The 24986-nt window shown below is 53.3% G+C and carries 21 protein-coding genes; 13 read left to right on the top strand and 8 right to left on the bottom strand.

Features of this window, described 5'->3' with window-relative positions; all coding sequences use genetic code 11:
• Positions 1-11: 11 nt before the first annotated feature.
• The gene (gene plsB, locus E4Z61_RS15430) at positions 12-2432 is read right to left on the bottom strand and encodes a glycerol-3-phosphate 1-O-acyltransferase PlsB (protein WP_135323539.1); all 2421 of its coding nucleotides are present in this window, start codon (positions 2430-2432) and stop codon (positions 12-14) included.
• A gap of 171 nt (positions 2433-2603) precedes the next feature.
• Between plsB and E4Z61_RS15425 the strand changes: the two genes are divergently transcribed.
• The 4 genes from E4Z61_RS15425 to E4Z61_RS15410 all read left to right on the top strand — a co-directional run bounded on the left by E4Z61_RS15425 (position 2604) and on the right by E4Z61_RS15410 (position 5426).
• Positions 2604-2972, top strand: a complete 369-nt coding sequence (locus tag E4Z61_RS15425) for a diacylglycerol kinase (protein ID WP_003826594.1) — start codon at positions 2604-2606, stop codon at positions 2970-2972.
• A gap of 109 nt (positions 2973-3081) precedes the next feature.
• Positions 3082-3690, top strand: a complete 609-nt coding sequence (gene lexA, locus E4Z61_RS15420; RefSeq protein ID WP_135323538.1) for a transcriptional repressor LexA — start codon at positions 3082-3084, stop codon at positions 3688-3690.
• Positions 3691-3760: 70 nt separating this feature from the next.
• The gene (gene dinF / locus E4Z61_RS15415) at positions 3761-5080 is read left to right on the top strand and encodes an MATE family efflux transporter DinF (protein WP_135323537.1); all 1320 of its coding nucleotides are present in this window, start codon (positions 3761-3763) and stop codon (positions 5078-5080) included.
• A 136-nt stretch (positions 5081-5216) separates the two neighbouring features.
• Positions 5217-5426, top strand: a complete 210-nt coding sequence (locus E4Z61_RS15410; protein WP_096758718.1) for a CsbD family protein — start codon at positions 5217-5219, stop codon at positions 5424-5426.
• Positions 5427-5470: 44 nt separating this feature from the next.
• Here the strand turns inward: E4Z61_RS15410 and zur are convergent, their stop codons facing one another.
• Positions 5471-5989, bottom strand: coding sequence for a zinc uptake transcriptional repressor Zur (zur, locus tag E4Z61_RS15405; protein WP_135323536.1), 519 nt, complete (start codon positions 5987-5989; stop codon positions 5471-5473).
• Positions 5990-6106: 117 nt separating this feature from the next.
• Here zur and E4Z61_RS15400 point away from each other — a divergent pair, with 117 nt between their 5' ends.
• The 3 genes from E4Z61_RS15400 to pspG all read left to right on the top strand — a co-directional run bounded on the left by E4Z61_RS15400 (position 6107) and on the right by pspG (position 8060).
• Positions 6107-6595 carry a cupin domain-containing protein gene (locus E4Z61_RS15400; RefSeq protein ID WP_135323535.1) on the top strand — a complete coding sequence of 163 codons (489 nt, stop codon included), beginning with the start codon at positions 6107-6109 and terminating at the stop codon, positions 6593-6595.
• Between the two features lie 90 nt (positions 6596-6685).
• Positions 6686-7684 (top strand): tRNA dihydrouridine(20/20a) synthase DusA, encoded by a 999-nt coding sequence (dusA, locus tag E4Z61_RS15395; RefSeq protein WP_135323534.1) that lies wholly within the window; start codon positions 6686-6688, stop codon positions 7682-7684.
• A 133-nt stretch (positions 7685-7817) separates the two neighbouring features.
• Positions 7818-8060, top strand: coding sequence for an envelope stress response protein PspG (gene pspG / locus E4Z61_RS15390; RefSeq protein ID WP_135323533.1), 243 nt, complete (start codon positions 7818-7820; stop codon positions 8058-8060).
• Between the two features lie 284 nt (positions 8061-8344).
• Here the strand turns inward: pspG and E4Z61_RS15385 are convergent, their stop codons facing one another.
• From E4Z61_RS15385 to E4Z61_RS15365, 5 genes are all read right to left on the bottom strand, one after another.
• A complete protein-coding gene (locus tag E4Z61_RS15385) occupies positions 8345-9328 on the bottom strand; it encodes a quinone oxidoreductase (protein WP_135323532.1) in 984 nt (327 codons plus the stop codon).
• 100 nt (positions 9329-9428) lie between these two features.
• Complete coding sequence (locus E4Z61_RS15380; RefSeq protein ID WP_135323531.1) at positions 9429-11498, bottom strand: FAD-dependent oxidoreductase; 2070 nt, start codon at positions 11496-11498, stop codon at positions 9429-9431.
• Positions 11488-12912, bottom strand: a complete 1425-nt coding sequence (locus E4Z61_RS15375) for an MFS transporter (RefSeq protein ID WP_240703827.1) — start codon at positions 12910-12912, stop codon at positions 11488-11490. Before E4Z61_RS15375 ends, E4Z61_RS15380 begins: the two co-directional genes overlap by 11 nt.
• 100 nt (positions 12913-13012) lie before the next feature.
• Complete coding sequence (locus E4Z61_RS15370; protein ID WP_135323530.1) at positions 13013-13792, bottom strand: enoyl-CoA hydratase/isomerase family protein; 780 nt, start codon at positions 13790-13792, stop codon at positions 13013-13015.
• Positions 13785-15356 (bottom strand): acyl CoA:acetate/3-ketoacid CoA transferase, encoded by a 1572-nt coding sequence (locus tag E4Z61_RS15365; RefSeq protein ID WP_135323529.1) that lies wholly within the window; start codon positions 15354-15356, stop codon positions 13785-13787. Before E4Z61_RS15365 ends, E4Z61_RS15370 begins: the two co-directional genes overlap by 8 nt.
• Positions 15357-15615: 259 nt before the next feature.
• On the opposite strand from E4Z61_RS15365, the gene E4Z61_RS15360 reads away from it, so the two are divergent.
• The 6 genes from E4Z61_RS15360 to E4Z61_RS15335 all read left to right on the top strand — a co-directional run bounded on the left by E4Z61_RS15360 (position 15616) and on the right by E4Z61_RS15335 (position 21947).
• Positions 15616-16650 (top strand): LacI family DNA-binding transcriptional regulator, encoded by a 1035-nt coding sequence (locus E4Z61_RS15360; RefSeq protein WP_135323528.1) that lies wholly within the window; start codon positions 15616-15618, stop codon positions 16648-16650.
• A gap of 70 nt (positions 16651-16720) precedes the next feature.
• Positions 16721-18136, top strand: a complete 1416-nt coding sequence (gene dnaB / locus E4Z61_RS15355) for a replicative DNA helicase (protein ID WP_135323527.1) — start codon at positions 16721-16723, stop codon at positions 18134-18136.
• Between the two features lie 31 nt (positions 18137-18167).
• On the top strand, positions 18168-19247 hold the full coding sequence (alr, locus tag E4Z61_RS15350) for an alanine racemase (RefSeq protein ID WP_135323526.1): 1080 nt from the start codon (positions 18168-18170) through the stop codon (positions 19245-19247).
• Positions 19248-19376: 129 nt separating this feature from the next.
• Entirely contained in the window at positions 19377-20570 is a 1194-nt protein-coding gene (gene tyrB / locus E4Z61_RS15345; protein WP_135323525.1) for an aromatic amino acid transaminase, read from the top strand.
• A 183-nt stretch (positions 20571-20753) separates the two neighbouring features.
• Positions 20754-21467, top strand: coding sequence for an acid phosphatase AphA (aphA, locus tag E4Z61_RS15340; protein WP_135323524.1), 714 nt, complete (start codon positions 20754-20756; stop codon positions 21465-21467).
• Between the two features lie 126 nt (positions 21468-21593).
• Complete coding sequence (locus tag E4Z61_RS15335) at positions 21594-21947, top strand: MmcQ/YjbR family DNA-binding protein (RefSeq protein WP_135323523.1); 354 nt, start codon at positions 21594-21596, stop codon at positions 21945-21947.
• Positions 21948-21988: 41 nt separating this feature from the next.
• On the opposite strand, the gene uvrA is transcribed toward E4Z61_RS15335, so the two are convergent.
• Positions 21989-24811, bottom strand: a complete 2823-nt coding sequence (gene uvrA, locus E4Z61_RS15330; RefSeq protein ID WP_135323522.1) for an excinuclease ABC subunit UvrA — start codon at positions 24809-24811, stop codon at positions 21989-21991.
• Positions 24812-24986: the final 175 nt, after the last annotated feature.

The raw sequence follows: 24986 nt of genomic DNA, 5'->3' as shown, positions 1-24986 counted from the left end.
TTTTTTTATGCTTACTCGCCTTGTGTGGCGCTCTCGATGGTCAGACGTACATCGGATGTGACCAGCTCGGCCAGCATCTGATAGATCTTCATCGTCTCTTCCGGCTCGGCATCGCCGGTGTCGCTGATGTAGCCCTCGTCACGCAGGGTCAGCACCAGAGAACTGAACACCGCTTTATCGAAGAATTCCGGCGCGTTGATACCATGCAGTACGGAAAGACGCTGGGCCACGGTGCGGCTCTCTTTCTCCAGCGTACCACGGTTGATGGACGGGTTCGCACTCAGCAGCCAGAAGGTGATAGCGTAGCGCTGCAGAGTCTCGCGCGCACCTGCCGCCAGCAGCTGTAGCGTGCGGGAGCGGGCCGGGTTGATTTGCAGTTCATCGTTTTGCACTGTAATCAGACCCTGACGCTGCATTTCTTCAGCCAGTTCGTCGATCACCCCTGCGAGTTCATCGCGCTCCCAGCGCAGGAACAGCTCGGCTTTCAGCATCGGATACAGTGCGTCAATATGCTGTTGTAACGCAGCACGCGAAATACGGCGATGCTGAGTCACAATCGCCGCCATCAGTGACGGCAGCACCAGCATATGCGCAATATTGTTGCGATAGTAAGTCATCAATACCGCCTGCTCACGCGGCAGAATGATGATGTCGCCGATGGTGTCTTTCTCAACCTCAAATTTGTTCATCTGCAGGGCGTGATCGATAAGCTCACTGGCGCTTTGCGCAGGAACCGTCGCATCTGACGCATACGGTACGTTGCGCAGCAGGCTGAGGTAGCAATCAAGCTGTTCAGTTAACTGTTCGCGGGTCAGAGAGCGCTGGCGGGAAGCCAGCAGCGCGGTACAACACAGGTTCATGGCGTTGGCCGCGCCAGCGTTGTTAATGCGCACCATCAGATCGGCGGCAATGTTATTTACCGTCGGCGTTAACCAGGCTGGGCGAATCGACTCGATAGGATCGATAGATTCACGCCACTCCGGCACGTGCTGGTTGAGGTAGGTCATCAATGGCATCGGTTCGCCAAAGTTGACGTAGCCTTGGCCCAGGTTACGTAGCTTGCTTAAGCCACGCAGCATCTGCGGCAGGCTCTCTTTCTCTTTGGTCGCGCCACGCAGCTCTTTTGCATAAGTGCCGACTTCCATCACGTGTTCGTAGCCGATGTAGATTGGTACGAGGGTAATCGGACGCGTACCGCCGCGCAGCATCGCCTGAATGGTCATCGACAGCGTGCCGGTTTTCGGGTCCAGCAGACGACCGGTACGTGAGCGTCCGCCTTCGACAAAGTACTCAACAGAGTAACCGCGGCTGAACAACTCGCCCAGGTATTCGCGGAAAACGGTGGAGTACAGCTTGTTGCCCTTGAAGGTACGACGAATAAAGAACGCGCCCAGACGACGGAAAATCGGACCTGCTGGCCAGAAGTTCAGGTTGATCCCGGCAGCGATGTGCGGTGGAACCAGCCCCTGGTGGTACAGAACGTACGACAGCAGCATATAGTCCATATGGCTGCGGTGGCAGGGCACATAGACAATTTCATGGCCGTCGTGCGCCAGTTGGCGTACACGTTCCGCATTGTGAACGTTAATGCCCTGATATAGCCGGTTCCAGGTAAAGCCCAGAATACGGTCCGTCAGGCGGATCATCTCATAGGAGAAGTTGGCGGCGATCTCTTCCATCAGCGCAATCGCGTTTTGCTGCGCTTTTTCGTGGGAGATTTTTTTACTGCGCGCTTCATCTTCTACCGCGCGGGCGATCGCTTTTGAGGCCAACAGCTTATTAAACAGATCCTGACGGGCAGGGAGGCGCGGGCCGACTGCGGCCAGGCGCTGGCGAGCAAAGTGCATACGCGCCACGCGCGCCAGTTTTTGGGCGATGGTTTTATCCGTGCCGTGTTCGTCTGCCATGCGACGCAGGGAGACCGAAGGCGAGAAGCGGACAAAACTGTCGCGACCGAGCCAGGACACCGCAAAGAATTTCTGTACACCGTTCAGCATACGCAGCGGCGGATTGACCTCGCCTTTCTCGCGTCCTGGCGCACGACCAAACATCACCGAAACCGGCACCATCTGCACATCCAGGTCTGGATTGCTGCGATGCAAGTCGAGATAGTTATGGAACAGCTTGATGGACTCTTCTTTTGGCGTGTAATAGGTAAACACGCGCGGGCCGCCGTGAATAAACACGTAGCGCGGCAGTAAAGTCCCGTCTATCTCCAGCGGTTCCAGGGGATCGGGGAGATCGTGCACCAAACATTGAGCACGCAGCGTCAGCAAGTCAGCTTTTGAGTTGTACGGTAGAACGTACATAATGGGACGAGACGTATCGAGTCCCAACTCCGGGGCAGGTTCCGCCGGAATAGACTTGCTTTTTACCAGGACGCTTAATGGTAAATTCAGTAATTTGTAGTAAATTCGTGGCCAGCCGGACATAAACGATGTAAAGCCTCTGGTTAATAATGCAAATGCGCTGCAAGGATATCAGAAAGTTTAGTGAATTTCTGGTGTATCCGGTCATACTTCGCGCTGCTTTGCCACACCCTGAAACAAACGGGGTAACGTTACAATGACATTGACGCTAATAATGTAAAAAGGTTCTTTTTGATGGCCAATAATACCACTGGATTCACCCGAATTATCAAAGCTGCAGGCTATTCCTGGAAAGGTTTCCGCGCCGCATGGATAAATGAAGCAGCATTTCGTCAGGAAAGTGTTGCCGTGCTGCTGGGGGTTGCCATCGCCTGCTGGCTGGATGTCGATGCCATTACCCGCGTGTTGTTGATTGGCTCGGTGATGCTGGTGATGATCGTTGAAATCTTAAACAGCGCCATTGAAGCTGTAGTTGACCGTATTGGATCTGAGTATCACGAACTTTCCGGTCGGGCTAAAGATATGGGGTCGGCAGCCGTTCTGCTATCTATTTTTGTCGCCCTGATCACCTGGGGCATCCTGTTGTGGTCGCATTTGCGATAAGGATTCCACAACTTCATAAATCTCCTGTTTTTTGTGCAGTTTGCGGTTCCAAAATCGCCTTTAGCTGTATATACTCACAGCATAACTGTATATACACCCAGGGGGCGGAATGAAAGCGTTAACGGCCAGGCAGCAAGAGGTGTTTGATCTTATTAGAGATCACATCAGCCAGACAGGTATGCCACCGACGCGTGCGGAGATCGCGCAGCGTTTGGGGTTCCGTTCCCCAAACGCGGCTGAAGAACACCTGAAAGCGCTGGCGCGTAAAGGGGTGCTCGAAATCGTCTCTGGCGCATCGCGTGGTATTCGTTTGTTGCATGAAGAAGAAGAAGGATTACCGCTTGTAGGCCGTGTTGCCGCAGGTGAGCCGCTTCTGGCGCAACAGCACATCGAAGGCCACTATCAGGTCGATCCTTCATTGTTCAAACCGAATGCCGATTTCCTGCTGCGCGTCAGCGGAATGTCGATGAAAGATATTGGGATTATGGACGGAGACCTGCTGGCAGTGCATAAAACGCAGGACGTGCGTAACGGCCAGGTGGTGGTTGCTCGTATCGATGATGAAGTGACGGTTAAGCGACTGAAAAAGCAGGGAAATAAAGTCGAGCTTCTGCCAGAAAACAGCGAATTCAAACCTATCGTTGTTGACCTGCGCGAGCAAAACTTCACTATTGAAGGACTGGCCGTCGGCGTTATCCGTAACGGTGAATGGCTGTAATTCTGTATTAATACTGTGGCGCATTCTGCGCCACAGTTAGTTTTCACTTCTTTTCATCAGGCTTTTCTGTATGCCTTTCTTTACCTCCTCTGATAAAGCACTCTGGCACCTCGCCTTACCAATGATTTTCTCCAATATCACCGTTCCCCTGCTGGGACTGGTGGATACGGCGGTGATTGGTCATCTGGATAGCCCGGTCTATCTTGGCGGCGTAGCCGTTGGGGCGACGGCAACCAGTTTTCTCTTTATGCTGCTGCTCTTTTTACGCATGAGTACCACCGGGCTGACGGCTCAGGCATTTGGCGCAAAAAATCCGCAGGCGCTGGCACGTGCGCTGGTGCAACCGCTGATTCTGGCATTGGGAGCTGGGGTGACAATTGCGGTGTTTCGCATGCCGATTATCGATCTGGCGCTGCACATTGTCGGTGGCAGTGAAGCGGTACTGGAACAGGCCCGGCGCTTCCTTGAAATCCGCTGGCTCAGCGCGCCAGCCTCGCTGGCGAATCTAGTGCTGCTTGGCTGGCTGCTCGGTGTTCAGTACGCGAGGGCGCCGGTTATCCTGCTGATTGTCGGCAATATCCTTAACATTGTGCTCGATATATGGCTGGTGATGGGCCTGCATATGAACGTGCAGGGGGCCGCGCTGGCGACGGTCATTGCAGAATATGCCACGCTGTTGATTGGTCTGCTGATGGTGCGCAAGGTTCTCCATCTGCGTGGTGTTTCACTCGCGATACTGAAACAGGCATGGCGCGGAAACTTTCGCCGTTTGCTGGCGCTGAACCGCGACATCATGCTGCGTTCGCTGTTGTTGCAGCTCTGTTTTGGCGCGATTACGGTGCTGGGGGCGCGTCTCGGGGGCGATATTATTGCAGTCAACGCCGTTCTGATGACTCTGTTGACGTTCACCGCCTATGCGCTGGACGGATTTGCCTATGCCGTGGAAGCACATTCTGGTCAGGCTTATGGCGCGCGGGATGGCAGCCAACTGCTGGATGTCTGGCGAGCCGCGTGTCGGCAGTCGGGAATTGTGGCGATCCTTTTTTCGCTGGTCTATGCCCTTTTCGGCGGGCACATCATTGCATCGTTGACTTCCTTGCCACAGATTCAGCAGTTAGCCGATCGTTACCTCATCTGGCAGGTGGTGTTACCGTTGGTAGGCGTCTGGTGTTACCTGCTCGACGGTATGTTTATTGGCGCGACGCGAGCTGCAGAAATGCGTAACAGCATGGCCGTTGCCGCTGTGGGATTCGCATTAACCTTATTCGCGTTACCGCTGTTGGGAAACCACGGTTTATGGCTGGCGCTCGCCGTTTTTCTGGCGCTGCGTGGACTTTCATTGGCCTTCATCTGGCGGCGTCACTGGCGAAATGGTACCTGGTTTGCCTGAACAGGATGGTTAAAAGTTCCGAATAATAAATAGAACTCAGAATCACTGACTACACTTATTCTCACGTCCAGCAAAAACATAGCGTGTCTGGACGCAGCACTCTCGCTATTCACAACCTAACGATGAGGATCTGATGATGAATAAAGACGAAGTCGGCGGTAACTGGAAGCAGTTGAAAGGTAAAGTGAAAGAGCAATGGGGCAAACTGACCGATGATGATATGACGGTCATTGAAGGTAAGCGTGACCAGTTGGTGGGTAAAGTCCAGGAACGTTACGGTTACGCGAAAGATCAGGCGGAGAAAGAAGTGAAGGATTGGGAAACCCGCAACGACTACCGTTGGTAATTATCCCCTCCCGCCTGAATGTACAAGGATGTACGTTCTTCCGCTTAGCGCCCGACTTTTTTCTTCACCTGAATCGAATGGTCATGCTGGCAGTCGCCAGGGTGACGGCAGGCTTCAACCTCCACGCAGACCTGACACAGACCATGTGCCTCAATCACGTTATGACGCAGGGCAAAACCCATTTTCGCCGCCAGCGCATGCATGATGTCTTCTACTCCCTCCGCACATTCTTCTTTCACCACACCGCAGCGGTCACAAATGAACATTGCTGAGCTGTGGGTGGGTTGATCGAACAGATGACAGAGCACGTAGCTGTTGGTGGATTCCACCTTGTGGACAAAACCTTGTTCTAGCAGAAAATCGAGAGCACGATACACGGTAGGCGGCTTGGCCTGTGGCTCGGTTTCCCGCAGCAGATCAAGCAAATCATAGGCGCTAATCGCTCCTTCCTGCAGGCTCATCAGACGCAGCACTTCGAGGCGTTGTGGCGTGAGCCGCACGTTACGTTGCGCACAGAGTTTTTCAGCTTGAGCCAACAACTCCTGGGTAGGGGTTCTTTCCATTTTAGCGCCTCGATTTGCGTGGAAGGATATTCCCTTACTTTATCATGTTCTGCTTAAAACGCCGAGATCCGCCGCCGTGTGCTATACCTGACGCATCGCAATACTGGAAAATATAAAATGAAAAGACCGGACTGTATTCGCCACTGGCGCGAGGTGGAAGGGGTAGATGACTCTACTTATCCCGGCAGCGATGAGCTGTTTTCTATTGGCGCGCCGCTTGCCCGCAAACTGGGCCTGGGACGCCTCGGCATTCATCATGAACGCCTGCCACCGGGCCGCCGCACGTCGTATCCTCACGCCGAAAGCGATGAAGAAGAGTTTATCTACGTGCTTGAAGGGTATCCGGAGGCGTGGATTAACGGTTATTTATGGAAGCTGGAACCGGGCGACAGCGTTGGATTTCCGGCAGGAACTGGCGTGTGCCACACCTTTATCAATAACACCAGTGAAGAGGTACGCCTGCTGGTCGTCGGTGAGGCAAATAAAAAATTTAACCGAATCTATTACCCGCTCAACCCGGTGTATGCGGCCACGCGCGAAGATCGCTGGGTGGACCATCCACCGCAGTTTTTTGGTTCCCACGACGGAAAGCCAGGGCAGAAATAGCGTGAGGGGATCCGCGACGATGTGGCTCACTATCGTCGCGGTCTATGCTATAGTAGCGCCCTTTTTTAACCGGATGCTTAATTATTCGCCATGCTGCCTGAATCTCAGTCCACCGCTTTTCCTGCTCATCGTTTTTCTATCGCGCCGATGCTCGACTGGACGGACAGACATTGCCGCTACTTTTTGCGCTTACTGTCTGGCCAGACGTTGCTCTATACGGAGATGGTGACCACCGGGGCAATCATTCATGGCAAAGGCGACTATCTGGCGTATAGCGACGAAGAGCATCCGATAGCATTACAGCTGGGCGGAAGCGACCCGGTGGCGTTGGCGCAGTGCGCGAAGCTGGCTGAAGCACGGGGTTATGATGAGATTAACCTTAATGTAGGTTGCCCCTCTGACCGCGTACAGAATGGGATGTTTGGTGCCTGCCTGATGGGCAACGCGCAGCTGGTTGCTGATTGCATCAAGGCGATGCGCGATGTGGTATCGATTCCGGTCACGGTCAAAACCCGTATTGGTATTGATGACCAGGACAGCTACGAATTTCTGTGTGATTTCATCAACACGGTTTCTGGTAAAGGCGAATGCGAGATGTTTATCATCCACGCCCGCAAGGCCTGGCTTTCCGGGCTGAGCCCGAAAGAAAACCGCGAGATCCCACCGCTGGATTATGACCGCGTTTATCAGCTAAAGCGTGATTTCCCGCAACTGACTATGTCGATCAACGGCGGTATTAAATCGCTGGAAGAAGCGAAAGCGCATCTTGAACATATGGATGGCGTGATGATGGGGCGTGAAGCCTATCAAAATCCCGGTATTCTGTCGTCTGTGGATCGCGAAATTTTCGGCAGTGCTGGCGCTGATGCGGACCCTGTTGCCGTGGTGCGCGCCATGTACCCGTACATTGAGCGTGAACTGAGCCAGGGAACCTATCTGGGGCATATCACCCGCCATATGCTGGGGCTGTTCCAGGGCATTCCGGGGGCACGTCAGTGGCGTCGTTATCTGAGCGAAAATGCGCACAAAGCCGGAGCGGATATTAACGTGTTGGAACATGCCTTAAAGCTGGTGGCAGATAAACGTTAAGTATTCACCAAAAGTTAGTCAATTTCACCACGTCCTGCGCATTGTCGCGGGACGTTTTCTTTATAAATCAACGTATTAATTTTGGCATGATTTTTGTAATGGTTTAAGCAGAAATTCATTATGGGAGAGCATCATGCTGGAACTACTTTTTGTGATTGGCTTTTTTGTCATGCTGATGGTCACCGGCGTGTCACTGCTGGGGATTCTGGCCGCGCTGATGGTGGCGACTGCCGTGATGTTCCTTGGCGGGATGTTTGCGCTGATGATTAAACTGTTGCCGTGGCTGTTACTGGCTGTCGCCGTCGTGTGGGTGATCAAGGCGATAAAAGCGCCAAAAGTCCCACAGTATCAGCGCAATAACCGTCGGTTTTACTAAGGTATTGAGCGGTGCGTCACAACCTGAAACATTGCCTTTAGAACCAAATAGGAATTGATAATCAAATCTGTCACTATTGCGCGGTTAACGAATTCATCGAGCTGTACCCTACATACAGCCGAACTAAAAAAAGAAAGGGCTTCCTACGGGAAGCCCTAATTCTTTGTATTCCCGCCATCATTCAAACCGCTAGTGTGCTGGCTGTGTTCACTTACTCCGGACACAAACTTCAGTAACGTATCGGTTTTTTTCTTGCTACTGAAATGAGTTAGGAACGGTAGAAATTAAGGGATCAGAAGACTTGAACCCTGCGTTGCCCGGCTTTCCAAGACTTCATGCGCGCGTTGCGCATCTTTCAGGGCATACTTCTGACTCTCTGCCACATCAACCTTGATAACCCCGCTGGCAATCAGCGAAAAAAGCTCATTACTGGCTTCGGTCAATTCATGGCGGTTAGTGATGTAGCCCTGCAGAGAAGGGCGTGTGGCATACAGTGAACCTTTCTGGTTCAGAATCCCTAAGTTAACGCCGGTCACCGGCCCGGAAGCATTACCAAAACTGACCATCAGACCCCGACGTTGCAGGCAGTCCAGTGAGGCTTCCCAGGTGTCTTTACCCACGGAGTCATAAACCACCCGCACTTTTTTACCACCGGTTATCTCTTTAACGCGCTCAACAATGCTCTCTTCACGATAGTTAATCACCTGCCATGCACCGGCCTGCAATGCAGTCTGCGCTTTCTGCGCATTGCCGACGGTACCAATCAGCTTCGCCCCTAATGCTTTTGCCCACTGGCAGGCAATCAGACCGACACCACCAGCGGCTGCATGGAACAGAAACGGTTCGCCAGGTTGGATTTCATAGGTTTTACGCAGCAGATAGAAAACGGTTAAGCCTTTCAGGAAGGATGCTGCAGCCTGCTCAAATGAGATGGTGTCGGGCAAAATGGCGGCTTTATCGGCAGGGACGTTATGCACGGAACTGTAGGCGCCGAGCATGGACTGGGCGTAAACCACGCGATCGCCGACGCTTATGTGCGTCACTTTGCTGCCGACTTTGCTGACCACGCCCGCCGCTTCGGTGCCTAACCCGCTGGGAAGAGAAGGGGGCGGATACAGCCCGCTACGGATGTAGGTATCGATATAGTTAATGCCAATCGCTTTGTTTTCAACCTGGATTTCATGTTCCGCCGGGTCAGCGGGCGTAAACTCCACAGCCTTCAGTACATCGGGGCCGCCGTGCTTGTGAAATTCAATACGTGTTGCCATGTAAACTCCTTTGCTGAGCGACAGATCTTTCCTAAGCCTAACAGTAGTCGACATCCTCTGTGGTCATTTTTTTGCCGGTGGGGCCGCTATCACTAAATGATTACTCAGTCGTGTAAAAAACACTGGCTGTTAACCAATTGAGCCACTGACGTTCAAAATCGTTTAATGATAATGATCCCCTTTCACGGCAGATCCTCGAGTAGATTTGATAATCATCGGAAACCCGGCGAATACAGATCATTCTTTGACGGTCAGCTTGAGTTTCAGGTCGAAAGCTCCAGGTCTGAAGTGGTCCACGAGCGCTTTGTGGTGAGATGCCTGATTTCCCGTCATAAATCGCTCTGGCTCCCCGGCTTCCGCCACCGTTGTGGATATAAAACTGAAGTGAAAGCAGTACTGCCAGCGCGAGACGAGTGCTCTGTTGCCACTGGAGTGAGCGAGTAAGGCTGTTTGCATCAGACTGAATGCCGAACTGCTCAATATCGTCACACAGTTTTTTAATTGTCCGCACGGCATCTTCGATCCCTTCCATGCGGCATAAAATGGCGGCGTGGGTGCTCATCGTGGTCTGGATGATTTCCCGCACATTCTCACGTAGTAAGCCTTGTGGGGCTGATGTCAGACATTTTTGCGCCTCATGTATTGCAGACAATATTTGCTGTCGATCGATGCCTGCATGTTGGGCTTGTTGTGGCTGATGCGCGATGTGTTGCGCGCAGCGGCGAGCAAAAACCTGCCCGGCATTGAGTGCAGCTCCGCCGGGACGCGTTACACCGTGTGTACCTGCGTTTTCTCCGGCAGCATAGCAACCGGCAAGAGATGTTTTTCCCCAGACATCGACATCAATTCCACCGTTAAGATGTTGGTTATTCAGAGTAAATTGTAGTGGTGATTTACTGATATCTTGCCCATGTAGCTGATAGAGTCGGATAGCGAGTGGATTCATACGCTGCAATCTGGCAAGCGGCATTGCCAGCAGAGCATCGTTATTTTTCAGGTAGGTAACGACATCTTCATCCAGATTGTTGAGACTGAAGGGGATGCCGTCCGCTGCCGGTTCGGGTTCAGACAGAAAATCGAGAAAAACGGCGTTCCCTTTTTGCGTCTCTTCGAAAACGGCAACATCCAGCAAACTGGAACCATAATCAAGCATACGCTCAGCATGAAACGGCCACTGATAGCCTTTGCGGAAAATGGCCGAAGCGAGCATACGGGTAGTAGGGTAATAATCTGCCAGAAAATTGTATCGCTGACCTTTGCTGTCCTGAGAGAAGATACGGGGCATCGCCTGCATGTAGGTCCCTGAAAGATTCCAGGGAAACCGCGTGCGCGGCGTACCGATACCGAACTGGCTCTCAGTAAGGTTAACCAGCGTAATCCCTGCTTCCAGCGCCATACCCAGTCCGCTAAAACAGCTCACCGGATAAACACTTTCCCGATAAAGCTCTCCGGGGCCACCTGTGGCGAATACCAGATGCTGGCAACGGATAATAACCATACGCCAGGGATTTTCCCTGCATGATTTGTCGATAGCGACCACGCCCGTCACATGTCGCATCTCACCTTCGCCATCGGTAAGGATTTTTATTGCCGTAGTATGATTGAGCAGAGGAATATTCAGGCGCATCGCTTCTTGAGCCAGTACTTTAACCATCAGGCGAGACGTCCGTGGGCCACAACTGGTGGCCCGACCGAATTCATCGTGGTCCGTCTGATAACGCAATGTCGCACCGAATGTGTCTTCTGGCAGATCCAGCCCAAGGTATTTCAGCACCTCGCATGTATTCACTGATCCGACAGCCTCAATATAGGCTGTATCTTCATCCATTGACCCGCCTGCCGAGAGCGCATCGCTCAGAGCCAGGAAGCGATCGCCATTACCGCGTGTGTTTGCGGTATGCAAAGTTTGCTTATCGGAACCCGAGCAGGCAGATGTACCCCAAAACGCTTTGCTGGAGGCCACGATCACATCAACATCGCGGCGCTTCAGTTCAACAGCGGCGCGCCAACCCGCAGCACCACTGCCCAGCACTAACGTATTGCAGTGGTACTCCGGTAAAACGTAGCCATCGACGTCGATACTTCCGCTGGCTTGCGCCAGCGGAGAGTAATGAGGCATTTTTACATCAGTCAGGTTATCAACAATGGCGCTGGAAACGTTATGCGTCATGATATGACTCCGTGGTCCCTTGGCGTGGTACGGTTGCATTCACTTTTGCATCTGCTAAATCATCCAGGTCGCGATCGCGAGTCTCCGGCGCGAAGAACGTGGCGATGATAGTTCCTACGGTGAGTAGACTGAGGTAGATAGCAATCGGCATCCAGGCTGAGATACCGCTCGGGTCAGTAGTGTGGATAACCCAGGTAATAATGGCTGAGCCAATCAGAGGAGCAATCCCACCCGCGATAACGGCAGAAACTTCTCGAGCCAGGGCGACACCAATATAGCGGTGACGGGCACCAAATAACTCTGGCAAGAATGCACCTTGTGCGCCAAACATTCCCCATGCACCCACGCCAAGAGCCAGTGAGAGAGACACGATGGTAACAGGCACATTACCGTGGCTGAATGACCACCATACCGGGAAGGTGATAAGCAATTGGAAAATTGCCAGGCTGCGGTAAACAATCACCCGACCGAAGCGGTCAGTAAGCCATCCTGCAATTGGCACCATAATGGCCCCAACCACCACGGCGGACATCAGGCACAGAGTGCCGACCGATTTATCCAGCCCGACAACGCCCACGATATAACTGATGGCAAGTGCCTGGTAAATCGAAGAGCCACCGTTTTCCGCGAGGCGCAGGCCAATACCGACAAACACATTGCGGCGTGAGGTTTTCAGCAAATTGCGTAATGGTGAATCGGTGACCTGCTTACGAGCTTCCAACTTCGAAAATGAAGGTGACTCTTTCAGGTGCAAACGGATGTAAATTGCGACGGCAATGATCAGAACGCTGGCGAGGAACGGCAGACGCCACAACCAGCTTTCAGCAATATTGGTCACATTATGCAGCAGGATAAAATAGACGGCTGATGCCATAAATGTACCGATCTGAATGCCCAGGAACGGTAATGCAGCGTAATAACCGCGCTTGCCTCGTGGGGCGTATTCCGTCATCAGCACGGCAGCACCCGCTTGCTCCGCGCCAGCACCCAGTCCTTGCAGCAGACGCAGTGCGACCAGCATCACGGGTGCCCAGATACCTGCGGTTTCATAGGTGGGGAGTAAGCCGATAAGTGTACTGGCTGTGCCCATTAATAGTACCGTTGCCAGCAGGACAAATTTTCTTCCTAGCCTGTCACCTAACGATCCGAAAAGAATGCCGCCGACTGGTCTGACGGCGAAGCCTAAAAAGTAGGTACCAAAACTGGCAATAAGGGCGATGCCGGGTTCCTGATTAGGGAAAAAGAGCGGGCCAAAAATAATCGCCGAGGCCAGACTGTACAGGGCAAAATCGTAATATTCCAGGGCGCTGCCCAGTGAGCAGGTCCATGCCGCGCGGCGGAGATCCTGCGGTGTAACATGTCCTTGCTCTGCTTGGTTTTCTGATGATGCCATCTCTGTATTTTTTGACTGCATGGTGATGTCTCCTTTCCGGCGGATACAAGAATCCCGCCCGAAATTAATGGGGAACTTACTGTTTTTAATTGCAATCCTTGTGGATTAGCCAGAACGGGTGTTATCTGGCTGTAAAGTGAGGCTGCCGTTTATCCCTGAATGCCTGGCTACCCTCAAGTGCATCTTCTGTCGCTGCCGAACAGGCACCTGCCAGAGCTTCAAGTGTTCGCCCAGTCGAGATTCCTTCACCCGCATCAATAACTTGCTTGGCAATCTGTACCGCGATTGGCGCGCGCTGGGAAATCTTCTGTGCCAGATCTTGACCGGCAGCAACGAGGTCAGCAGCCGATGTAACGCGGCTCACAAGGCCACAATCTAGTGCTCGCTGAGCATCCAGCGGCTCGCCGATGAACACCATCTCTTTCACCAATGAGCGTCCCAGCAGAGACGTCAAACGCTGGGTACCAGACCAGCCAGGAACCGTCGCCAACCCGGTTTCTGGCAGCGCCATTCGTGCCTCTTCGCTGCATAAGCGGATATCGGCGGCGGCAGCCAGTTCCAGACCGCCGCCGTATGCCAGCCCATGTATTAATGCAATAACTGGCTGTGGCAGTTGCGCCAGTGCATCAAAGGCCTGATGTCCCCGGCGGATCCAGCTTCGCCACATATCCAGTGGTGAAAGCGCTGTCCAGCGATGAATATCAGCACCTACGCAAAAGGCTTTTTCACAGGCGCTGGTTAACAAAACCACTCTGATTTCCGCATCCATTTCGATAGTGCAGCAATGCGCTAAGAGCTGTTCCAGCATTTCGGGGGTTAATGCGTTGAGTTTTGTCGGACGATTAATTATTAATGTTGCAACATAGCCGTCGCGATGAAGATCAATAGTGCCGTTATTCATGAGGACATCCTTGTATGAAATAGTTCGCGTTCATGGTTTTCAGATTGGCGGACAATCGCAAAGGTGCCTCGCTTTGTGCCAGGATATCGCGCTCAGGATCCAGTCCAGGGGCGATTTCGGTGACAACCAGGCCATCTGCTGTTAATTCCATAACGCAGCGTTCGGTGACATATTGCACCTGCTGCCCACGAGCCAACGCGCGTTTGCCAGAGAACGTGACGTGTGAGACCTCCTGCACCAGCTTTTTGGCTTTCCCTTCTTTGGCGATATGAAGACGCCCTCCTTCCAGACTCAGTTGCGCGCCCGCGTTGAAAAAGCCTGAAAAAATAATGCGTTTCGCATGAGAGGTTATATCAATAAATCCGCCGCACCCAGCGGTGACGTGCGGTCTTGCGGGTAGATATGAAACGTTAACAGAACCGTCCGCACCGATTTGCAGGAAGGACATCAGCGTCAGATCAAAGCCGCCCCCCTGGAAGTAGGTGAACTGTTGTGGGGAAGGGAGAAAAGCTTCGGCATTGGACGCACAGCCAAACTGAAATTCCAGCAATGGCACACCGCCAATCGCGCCCTGTTCCAGCAGCCAGGTGACATCACCATGACGACCCTGCTCAAGTAAAATACGCGGTACATTGGCGGAAATACCAAAGCCAATATTGACGGCATCACCGGCTTTTAACTCCTCTGCAACGCGCAGGGCAATAACGCGAGCGGGGCCATTTTCCATTAGACTAAAGCTGTCGAGAGGGCGGACGATTTCCCCACTAATCGCTGGTTCGTACACCGTCTGGGTGGTTTGAGTCTGCTCAGGTGCAACCACGATGTAATCCACCAGTACGCCAGGGATACGAACGTCTTTCGGTTTCAGACTGCCTGCCGCTACCTGTCGCTTAACCTGGGCAATCACAATTCCGCCGTTGTTGCGTACCGCCATTGCTTGCTCCAGCGGCCCAAGGTAGGCGCCTTCGTGTTCATAGCTGAGGTTGCCGCGTTCATCGGCAGTCGTTGCCCGGATAATGGCAACCTGCGGGGCGATGCTGGGGAAAAAAAGCCACTCGTCATTGGCGAATGTGATCCGCTCAACGAAAGGAATCTGCGCTGCTTTCTCATTCATCGCGCCGCCCTGTAATTGCGGGTCAACGTAGGTATCCATTCCCGTTTGCGTCAGTACGCCAGGACGATGTGCGGCAGCTTCACGATGCATATCGAATAAGATTCCGGATGGGAGATTCCAGGCGGGGATCTCATTGTTATTGATCATTTGCCAGATTGCTGGTGGCGCCATGGATGAGGGGCCGGATGGATACGATCCGGCGATCACTTTCGCCAGTAAACCCGGTTGTGCCAGATGATCTATCCCCTTCACGCCATACATATCTCCCGCCGCAATCGGATGCAGCGTGGTGATGGTATGCGGATGTCCTTCGTTTTTGAATCTTTCGCCGATAGCGGCCAGGACGGCATCCGGGCAGCCCATACCGCTGGAAGAAGAAACGGTCACGATAGCGTGATCCGCTATCAGTTCGGAGGCTTCGGCAGCGGAGATTGTACGTACAGTACACATATCCTTTTTCCTTATTTCGATATAAATAAAAATAATTTAATTGCATTAAAACATATGCTTAACGATCCAATTTTTATTGGAACGTTCCAATTTGTGTGTGATTTGTACGATTGAGAGAAATAAAAAACAAGGTGAGAAGTGCAAAATTGTGATCGATCTGGCGATCTCTCTACGATCCTGATTCTGATCGTTTGCCTTGAGCAGGAACAGAATATGGTAAAGTAACCGCCTTTGATCTGAGGGCTATTTGGGAGCAGGCATGGTAAGGGCGGAGACAGGAAGAAAGCGCGTTACCTTAACGGATGTGGCTCGCGCGGCAGGCGTGTCAAAATCGACAGTATCGTTGGTACTGAATGACAGCCCTTTGATCAAAAAAGAGACGCAGGAGAAAGTCCAGCAGGCCATGGAAGCATTGGGCTATGTGTATAACCGCTTTGCGGCAAACCTGCGTTCGCAAAAATCGCTAACCATTGGCGTGGTCATTGATGACCTTACCAACCCGTTCTTCGCTGAATTTACCATGGGGCTGGAAATGACCCTGGCGGAGCAGGGGTACATTACGGTAATGGCAAACACGTCTCAGCGTAGCGACCGGCAAAAGCAGGTGCTGGATGCGTTACTGGAACACCACGTCGCGGGAATCGTCCTGTGCCCGGTGAACAGCTCATCAGAGGTCGATCTCCAGCGTTATGCCAACAGCGCAACGCCACTACTCATCGCGATGAGGCCTTTGGACTGGCAGTGTTTGCCTGTTGACTATGTCGGCGTGGATAGCTATGCCGGGGTACGAGAAGCGACGGAATATCTTATTCATCAGGGCCACAAGCAGATCGCGTTTATCGGCGGGCCACTGAATCACTCACGCTACCAGGGCTACCTTGAAGCAATTATTCATCACGGGTTACAACCCTGGTGTATCGATGATGCTTCATTGCGCTGTGAACCGACCCGCGCGAATGGGTTCTTTCTGATGCAGAAGTTGCTTGATAGCACGTCGCCGCCAACAGCGGTAATTTGCTATAACGATCTAATGGCGTTTGGGGCTGAATCCGCACTGGGGGAAAGAGGGTTATTTGCCGGGAAAGATATCTCCCTAATTGGCTATGATGGCGTTGCAGCCTGCGCATACAGTAACCCGCCGTTGTCGACTATCGCGGTAGAACCCATGGCGCTGGGTAAACAAGCAGCTCAACAAATTCTGCGGCGGATAACACAACCGGAAACGCCTCTTAACCATTATGTGTATCGACCTACGCTTCAGATCCGGGCATCAACCGGGCCGCGCGGGCGTTAAATGCCTGTAGCGAGATGGTGTTTCTCGCTATACTCTCTTGTCTTTTTCAACGCAGGTAACTCCATTCACTATGGCAGGAAATAAACCCTTCAACAAACAACAGACTGATGCTCGTGACCGCGATCTGCAGGTCGCCGGGCTGAAAGTACCGCCGCACTCGATTGAAGCGGAACAGTCGGTGTTGGGCGGTTTAATGCTGGATAACGAACGCTGGGACGATGTCGCCGAGCGTGTCGTCGCGGAGGATTTTTACACCCGACCGCACCGACATATCTTCACCGAAATGCACCGTCTGCAGGAGATGGGGAAACCCATCGATCTGATAACCCTGGCAGAGTCGCTGGAAGTACAGGGGCAACTCGACAGCGTCGGCGGTTTTGCTTACCTGGCTGAGTTATCTAAAAATACGCCAAGTGCGGCGAACATTAGCGCTTATGCCGACATCGTCCGCGAACGTGCCGTGGTCCGAGACATGATTTCGGTCGCCCATGAAATCGCGGAGGCCGGTTTTGATCCGCAAGGGCGTTCCAGTGAAGACCTGCTGGATCTCGCGGAATCCCGCGTCTTTAAAATCGCTGAAAGCCGCGCCAATAAAGACGAAGGCCCGAAAAATATTACTGAGGTGCTCGACGCCACCGTTGCGCGTATCGAGCAGTTGTTCCAGCAGCCGCATGACGGCGTCACCGGGGTCAATACCGGCTATGATGACCTCAACAAAAAGACTGCCGGTCTACAGCCGTCGGACCTGATTATCGTCGCCGCGCGTCCGTCGATGGGTAAAACGACGTTTGCAATGAACCTCGTCGAAAATGCGGCGATGTTGCAGGATAAGCCGGTTCTTATCTTCAGTCTTGAAATGCCCTCAGAACAGATCATGATGCGTTCTCTGGCCTCGCTGTCGCGTGTGGACCAGACTAAAATCCGTACCGGTCAACTGGATGACGAAGACTGGGCGCGAATTTCCGGGACCATGGGGATCTTGCTGGAAAAACGAAACATCTATATTGATGACTCCTCCGGTCTGACACCAACGGAAGTGCGTTCGCGCGCGCGCCGTATCGCCCGTGAACACGGCGGTATCGGACTTATTATGATCGACTACTTACAGCTGATGCGCGTACCGTCGCTCTCCGACAACCGTACCCTGGAAATTGCTGAAATTTCTCGCTCGCTGAAAGCGTTAGCGAAAGAACTGCATGTGCCGGTGGTGGCGCTGTCGCAGCTCAACCGCTCTCTGGAACAACGCGCCGACAAGCGTCCTGTTAACTCGGATCTGCGTGAATCGGGCTCTATCGAGCAGGATGCCGACTTAATCATGTTTATTTATCGTGACGAGGTTTATCACGAAAACAGTGACTTAAAAGGTATCGCGGAAATTATTATTGGTAAGCAACGTAACGGTCCAATCGGTACGGTGCGTCTGACGTTTAACGGCCAGTGGTCGCGTTTCGATAACTATGCCGGACCACAATATGATGATGAATAACGCTTCGCCATCCATTTATTAAGGAACACAAATGCAAGCGGCAACTGTTGTGATTAACCGCCGCGCTCTGCGACACAACCTGCAACGTCTGCGTGAACTGGCACCTGCCAGTAAACTGGTTGCGGTCGTGAAAGCGAACGCTTATGGCCATGGTCTGTTAGAGACCGCGCGAACGCTCCCCGATGCGGACGCTTTTGGTGTCGCTCGTCTTGAAGAAGCCCTGCGCCTGCGCGCAGGTGGGATCACGCAACCCATCCTGCTGCTGGAAGGGTTTTTCGATGCCACTGACTTGCCGACTATCTCCGCGCAGCGACTGCATACTGCCGTCCATAATCAGGAGCAGCTTGCGGCCCTGGAAGCGGCAGAACTGAAGGAACCGGTCACCGTCTGGATGAAGCTCGACACCGGTATGCATCGTCTGGGCGTGCGCCCGGAGCAGGCTGAGGCGTTTTATCAGCGCCTGACACAGTGTAAAAATGTGCGCCAGCCAGTGAACATCGTCAGTCATTTTGCCCGCGCAGACGAGCCTGAATGCGGCGCGACGGAAAAGCAGCTCGATATCTTCAATAGCTTTTGTGAAGGCAAGCCGGGTCAGCGTTCTATTGCCGCGTCTGGCGGTATCCTGCTGTGGCCGCAGTCCCATTTCGACTGGGCGCGTCCGGGGCTGATTTTGTATGGCGTATCGCCGCTGGAGAATCACTCCACCGGTGCCGATTTTGGCTGCCAGCCGGTGATGTCACTCACTTCCAGCCTGATCGCCGTGCGTGAGCACAAAGCGGGCGAACCCGTTGGCTATGGCGGAACGTGGCACAGCGAGCGTGACACGCGCCTGGGTGTTGTGGCGATGGGCTATGGCGACGGTTATCCGCGTGCGGCGCCGTCGGGTACACCGGTACTGGTCAATGGCCGGGAAGTGCCGATTGTTGGCCGCGTAGCCATGGACATGATCTGTGTTGATTTGGGGCCTGAAGCGCAGGAAAAAGCCGGTGATCCCGTGATTCTGTGGGGCGAGGGGCTGCCCGTTGAACGCATTGCAGAAATAACGAAAGTTAGTGCTTACGAACTTATCACGCGCCTGACCTCAAGGGTGGCGATGAAGTACGTGGACTGAACCTGGTAGTCAGCCGGATGGCGGTTTCGCCGCTATCCGGCAATAATCCTCTCAACATCCTCTCGATCTTCTCCCGCTTCCGGTTTATTGTGTTCTTATCCCCTGCCTGTAAACCTGGAGAACCACCACGTGTTTCAAAAAGTTGACGCCTACGCCGGCGACCCGATTTTATCGCTCATGGAGCGTTTCAAGGAAGATTCACGTCGTGACAAAGTGAATCTCAGCATCGGTCTGTATTACAACGAAGACGGGATTATTCCTCAGCTTAAAGCTGTGGCCGAAGCGGAAGCCCGGCTCAATGCTAAGCCGCAGGGCGCGTCGTTATACCTGCCGATGGAAGGCTTGAACAGCTATCGGCACACCATTGCGCCGCTGCTGTTTGGCGCTGACCATCTTGTTCTCCAGCAACAGCGTGTGGCGACGATTCAGACGCTGGGGGGATCCGGTGCGCTAAAAGTGGGTGCCGACTTCCTGAAACGATATTTCCCTGATTCTGGCGTGTGGGTCAGCGACCCGACATGGGAAAACCACATCGCGATTTTTGAAGGGGCTGGATTTGAAGTAAGTACTTACCCTTGGTATGACAGCGCGACCAACGGCGTGCGTTTCAACGACCTGCTGACGACCCTCAATGACTTACCGGCGCGCAGCATTGTATTGCTACATCCGTGCTGTCATAACCCAACCGGCGCAGATTTAACGCATGAGCAGTGGGATGCCGTTATCGAGATACTGAAAGCCCGCGATCTGATCCCATTCCTCGACATCGCCTATCAGGGCTTTGGCGCGGGGATGGAAGACGATGCGTATGCCATTCGCGCGATCGCCAGCGCTGGGCTGCCCGCACTGGTCAGTAACTCCTTCTCGAAGATTTTCTCTCTGTATGGCGAGCGTGTCGGCGGTCTTTCTGTGGTTTGCGAAGACGCCGAGACTGCAACTCGCGTACTGGGTCAGCTTAAAGCCACGGTGCGTCGTAACTACTCCAGCCCGCCGAATTTTGGGGCGCAGGTGGTTGCCGCCGTATTGGGTGATGACGCTCTGAAAGCCAGTTGGCTGGCAGAAGTGGAAGCGATGCGCACCCGCATTCTGGCGATGCGTCAGGAACTGGTGAAGGTTCTCAATATGGAGATCCCAGGGCGTAACTTTGACTATCTGCTGCGCCAGCGCGGAATGTTCAGCTATACCGGGTTGAGTGCCGCCCAGGTCGATCGCCTGCGTGATGAGTTTGGCGTCTACCTGATCGCCAGCGGCCGCATGTGCGTCGCAGGATTGAATCACGGCAACGTCCAGCGTGTGGCGAAGGCATTTGCCGCTGTTATGTAATTGAGTTTGTGGGCCTGATAAGCGTAGCGCTATCAGGCCCATTTCCAATGTGATCGTCCTCTTTTTCTGTAACAAAACGAGAGAAACCCCTTCCTTTCACCCTCCCCAGGGGGTAAGGTCAGATAGTTTTTTGACCAGTTGTTAATAAAAAAATGATAACTAGCTGACTACTTAGGGAAAAATATGCGCAAGATTACGTTGGCACTCAGTGCCGTTTGCTTATTGTTCACGTTAAATCATTCTGCCCAGGCTTTAGTTTCTTCCCCCTCACAGCTCAATCCAGGCACCAACGTTGCAAAACTCTCAGAGCAGTCTCCTGTTCACTGGGTTTCTGTTGTCCAAATTGAAAACAGCCTGACCGGACGCCCGCCGATGGCCGTTGGGTTTGATATTGATGACACCGTTCTTTTTTCCAGTCCGGGTTTCTGGCGCGGTAAAAAAACGTATTCTCCGGACAGTGAGGCTTACCTGAAGAATCCGGCCTTCTGGGAAAAAATGAACAATGGCTGGGATGAGTTCAGCATTCCAAAAGAAGTGGCGCGTCAGTTGATTGATATGCACGTGCGTCGTGGCGACAGCATCTTTTTTATCACGGGGCGTAGCCAGACAAAAACCGAAACCGTGTCGAAAACGCTCTCCGATAACTTTCACATTCCGCCTGCCAATATGAATCCGGTTATCTTCGCTGGTGATAAAGTCGGACAGAACACCAAAACGCAGTGGTTGCAGGATAAGAACATCCGTATGTTTTACGGCGATTCCGACAATGACATCACCGCCGCGCGCGACGTTGGCATTCGGGGTATTCGCATTTTACGTGCCTCTAACTCCACCTATAAACCGTTGCCACAGGCTGGGGCATATGGTGAAGAGGTGATCGTAAACTCAGAATACTGAGGCTCAGGTTTCTTGTTGGTGGTTTTTTAAACAAATTTACGTTACTGGCTTTTACCTTTGGCAGACTTGCTGCACACTGAGTAAAAGATGTTCTCATTAGGCGAGCTGCTGGTAAGGGGAATAAAAATGACGAATTCGGAGCTGCTGCAATACTGCATGGCGAAAACAGGTGCCGAACAAAGCGTGCACAGTGACTGGAAGGCCACTCAAATTAAAGTCGAAGATGTGCTCTTTGCAATGGTGAAAGAGGTGGAGGGTCGCCCGGCGGTGTCGCTGAAAACCAGCCCTGAATTGGCCGAATTATTGCGCCAGCAGCATAGCGATGTGCGACCCAGCAGACATCTTAACAAAGCGCACTGGAGCACGGTATATCTGGACGGATCGTTGCCGGATTCACAGATTTACTATCTGGTGGATGCCTCCTGGCAACAGGCCATCAATACGCTGCCGGAAGAAAAACGCAGGTTGCTGGTGTCATAATCTGCTGCTTCCTGATGATTCAGGAAGCGGCATGGGTATGATTACAGCAGTGGTTTGAGGAAGCGCGCAGTGTGTGAGGCTTCACACTCAGCGACCGTTTCCGGCGTACCGGCAACAAGGATTTCCCCACCGCCACTACCGCCTTCCGGGCCGAGATCGACAATCCAGTCGGCTGTTTTAATCACGTCCAGATTATGCTCAATCACCACGATGGTGTTGCCCTGATCCCTGAGCTGATGCAGCACGTCCAGCAACTGCTGAATATCCGCAAAGTGCAGACCGGTGGTCGGCTCATCGAGAATATACAGCGTTTGTCCGGTACCGCGTTTTGACAGCTCACGCGCCAACTTCACGCGCTGGGCTTCACCGCCGGAGAGGGTCGTTGCGGACTGCCCCAGGCGAATGTAGGTCAGACCAACGTCCATCAGCGTTTGCAGCTTACGCGCCAGCGCCGGAACGGCGTCAAAGAACTCACGCGCCTCTTCAATGGTCATATCCAGCACTTCGTGGATAGTCTTGCCCTTGTACTTAATCTCCAGCGTTTCACGGTTATAGCGCTTGCCTTTGCACTGGTCGCACGGCACGTAGATATCCGGCAGGAAGTGCATCTCGACTTTGATCACGCCATCGCCCTGGCAGGCTTCGCAGCGACCACCGCGCACGTTAAAGCTGAAACGTCCCGGCGTGTAGCCGCGCGCGCGCGATTCCGGCACTCCGGCAAACAGTTCGCGTACAGGCGTAAATACGCCGGTATAGGTCGCCGGGTTTGAACGCGGCGTACGACCAATCGGGCTTTGGTCGATATCGATAACTTTGTCGAAATGTTCCAGTCCCTGAATTTCGCGATACGGTGCGGGTTCGGCCAGCGTGGCGCCGTTGAGCTGAGTCTGGGCAATCGGGAACAGCGTGTCGTTAATCAGCGTCGATTTACCGGAACCGGATACGCCGGTAATACAGGTAAACAGGCCAACCGGCAGCGTCAGGGTGACATCTTTCAGGTTGTTGCCCCGCGCGCCGGTGAGCTTCAGCACTTTTTCCGGGTTAGCGGGCACGCGTTGTTTAGGCACTTCAATCTTACGCTTGCCGCTCATGAATTGACCGGTGAGCGATTCCGGTACCGCCATAATGTCATCCAGCGTGCCTTCCGCCACCACCTGTCCACCGTGGACACCCGCGCCCGGACCGATGTCGATCACGTGGTCAGCGGCGCGAATCGCATCTTCATCGTGCTCGACCACAATCACGGTATTACCCAGATTGCGTAGATGGATAAGCGTGCCCAGCAGGCGTTCGTTATCGCGTTGGTGCAGACCGATAGATGGTTCATCCAGCACGTACATTACACCGACCAGACCTGCACCAATCTGACTTGCCAGACGGATACGCTGGGCTTCACCGCCGGAGAGCGTTTCGGCAGAGCGTGACAGCGTCAGGTAATTCAGACCGACGTTAACCAAAAACTTGAGGCGGTCGCCAATCTCTTTGAGGATTTTCTCTGCGATCTTCGCCCGTTGACCGGCAAGCTTGAGATTGTTGAAGAAATCCATCGCATGACCGATGCTCATGTCGGAAATGGCGGGCAGTGGCGTATTCTCAACGAATACGTGGCGCGCTTCACGACGCAGGCGCGTGCCTTCACAGCTGGTGCATGGTCGGTTGCTGATGAACTTAGATAATTCTTCGCGTACTGCACTGGATTCCGTCTCTTTATAACGGCGTTCCATATTGTGCAGCACACCTTCAAAGGGGTGACGACGTACGGAAGTATCGCCGCGGTCGTTCATATATTTGAATTCGATATTCTCTTTGCCGGAACCGTACAAGACCACTTTGTGAACGGCAGGGTTCAGGCTGGCCCATGGCGCTTCCACATCAAACTTGTAGTGTTCTGCCAGTGACTTCAACATCTGGAAGTAATAGAAGTTACGGCGATCCCAGCCACGGATAGCTCCGCCAGCCAGCGACAGCTCCGGGTTTTGGATCACGCGGTCAGGATCGAAATACTGCTGTACGCCGAGACCGTCGCAAGTTGGACACGCGCCCGCTGGGTTGTTGAACGAGAACAGGCGTGGTTCCAGTTCGCGCATGCTGTAGCCGCAGATGGGGCAGGCAAAGTTGGCGGAAAAGAGCAGCTCTTCCTCTTTCGGGTTGTCCATATCGGCAACCACCGCCGTACCACCGGAAAGCTCCAGCGCGGTTTCAAAAGACTCCGCCAGGCGTTGGGAGAGGTCGTCGCGCACTTTGAAACGGTCAATCACCACTTCAATGGTGTGTTTCTTTTGCAGCTCCAGTTTTGGCGGATCGGAAAGGTCACACACTTCACCGTCAATACGGGCGCGGATATAACCCTGGCTTGCCAGGTTCTCCAGCGTTTTGGTGTGTTCGCCTTTACGCTCTTTAATGACCGGTGCCAGCAGCATCAGGCGCTTGCCTTCCGGCTGTGACAGAACGTTGTCCACCATCTGGCTAACGGTCTGTGCCGCCAGTGGTACGTCGTGATCCGGACAGCGCGGCTCACCGACGCGGGCAAACAGCAGGCGCAGATAGTCGTGTATTTCGGTAATGGTGCCTACTGTGGATCGCGGGTTATGGGATGTCGATTTTTGTTCAATTGAGATGGCAGGAGAGAGCCCCTCAATGTGGTCGACATCCGGTTTTTCCATCAGCGACAGGAACTGACGTGCATACGCGGAAAGCGATTCAACGTAACGACGCTGTCCTTCGGCATACAAGGTGTCGAAAGCAAGCGACGATTTGCCTGAGCCCGAAAGCCCGGTGACGACAATCAGCTTGTCGCGCGGGATGACGAGGTTGATGTTTTTGAGATTATGGGTGCGGGCGCCCCGAACTTCGATCTTATCCATTCATCTTTCCCGGATTAAACGCTTTTTGCCTGGCTGCATGGTGCTACCGGCGATCACAAACGGTTAATTATGACACAACCTAACCTGAATGGATATACAGTATTGGAATGCAAAACGCAGGTGTCTGTGCAACAATGTCTGGCTGGGGTTGTTTACTGGAATCGACCTCGCAACG

This window comes from Citrobacter tructae (assembly GCF_004684345.1).
GTDB lineage: Bacteria > Pseudomonadota > Gammaproteobacteria > Enterobacterales > Enterobacteriaceae > Citrobacter > Citrobacter tructae.
The sequence above is the reverse complement of the archived record's forward strand: the minus strand, read 5'-3'. Positions and strand labels throughout refer to the sequence as shown.

Coding starts and splice junctions, on each gene's coding strand:
- zur (WP_135323536.1), bottom strand. CDS start 5,989: ATGGAAAGAACCCCTACCCAGGAGTTGTTGGCTCAAGCTGAAAAACTC.
- dinF (WP_135323537.1), top strand. CDS start 3,761: ATGCCTTTCTTTACCTCCTCTGATAAAGCACTCTGGCACCTCGCCTTA.
- E4Z61_RS15335 (WP_135323523.1), top strand. CDS start 21,594: ATGACGAATTCGGAGCTGCTGCAATACTGCATGGCGAAAACAGGTGCC.
- E4Z61_RS15380 (WP_135323531.1), bottom strand. CDS start 11,498: ATGACGCATAACGTTTCCAGCGCCATTGTTGATAACCTGACTGATGTA.
- E4Z61_RS15400 (WP_135323535.1), top strand. CDS start 6,107: ATGAAAAGACCGGACTGTATTCGCCACTGGCGCGAGGTGGAAGGGGTA.
- E4Z61_RS15425 (WP_003826594.1), top strand. CDS start 2,604: ATGGCCAATAATACCACTGGATTCACCCGAATTATCAAAGCTGCAGGC.
- E4Z61_RS15375 (WP_240703827.1), bottom strand. CDS start 12,912: ATGCAGTCAAAAAATACAGAGATGGCATCATCAGAAAACCAAGCAGAG.
- plsB (WP_135323539.1), bottom strand. CDS start 2,432: ATGTCCGGCTGGCCACGAATTTACTACAAATTACTGAATTTACCATTA.
- pspG (WP_135323533.1), top strand. CDS start 7,818: ATGCTGGAACTACTTTTTGTGATTGGCTTTTTTGTCATGCTGATGGTC.
- E4Z61_RS15370 (WP_135323530.1), bottom strand. CDS start 13,792: ATGAATAACGGCACTATTGATCTTCATCGCGACGGCTATGTTGCAACA.
- E4Z61_RS15385 (WP_135323532.1), bottom strand. CDS start 9,328: ATGGCAACACGTATTGAATTTCACAAGCACGGCGGCCCCGATGTACTG.
- aphA (WP_135323524.1), top strand. CDS start 20,754: ATGCGCAAGATTACGTTGGCACTCAGTGCCGTTTGCTTATTGTTCACG.
- lexA (WP_135323538.1), top strand. CDS start 3,082: ATGAAAGCGTTAACGGCCAGGCAGCAAGAGGTGTTTGATCTTATTAGA.
- alr (WP_135323526.1), top strand. CDS start 18,168: ATGCAAGCGGCAACTGTTGTGATTAACCGCCGCGCTCTGCGACACAAC.
- E4Z61_RS15360 (WP_135323528.1), top strand. CDS start 15,616: ATGGTAAGGGCGGAGACAGGAAGAAAGCGCGTTACCTTAACGGATGTG.
- dnaB (WP_135323527.1), top strand. CDS start 16,721: ATGGCAGGAAATAAACCCTTCAACAAACAACAGACTGATGCTCGTGAC.
- E4Z61_RS15410 (WP_096758718.1), top strand. CDS start 5,217: ATGAATAAAGACGAAGTCGGCGGTAACTGGAAGCAGTTGAAAGGTAAA.
- uvrA (WP_135323522.1), bottom strand. CDS start 24,811: ATGGATAAGATCGAAGTTCGGGGCGCCCGCACCCATAATCTCAAAAAC.
- E4Z61_RS15365 (WP_135323529.1), bottom strand. CDS start 15,356: ATGTGTACTGTACGTACAATCTCCGCTGCCGAAGCCTCCGAACTGATA.
- dusA (WP_135323534.1), top strand. CDS start 6,686: ATGCTGCCTGAATCTCAGTCCACCGCTTTTCCTGCTCATCGTTTTTCT.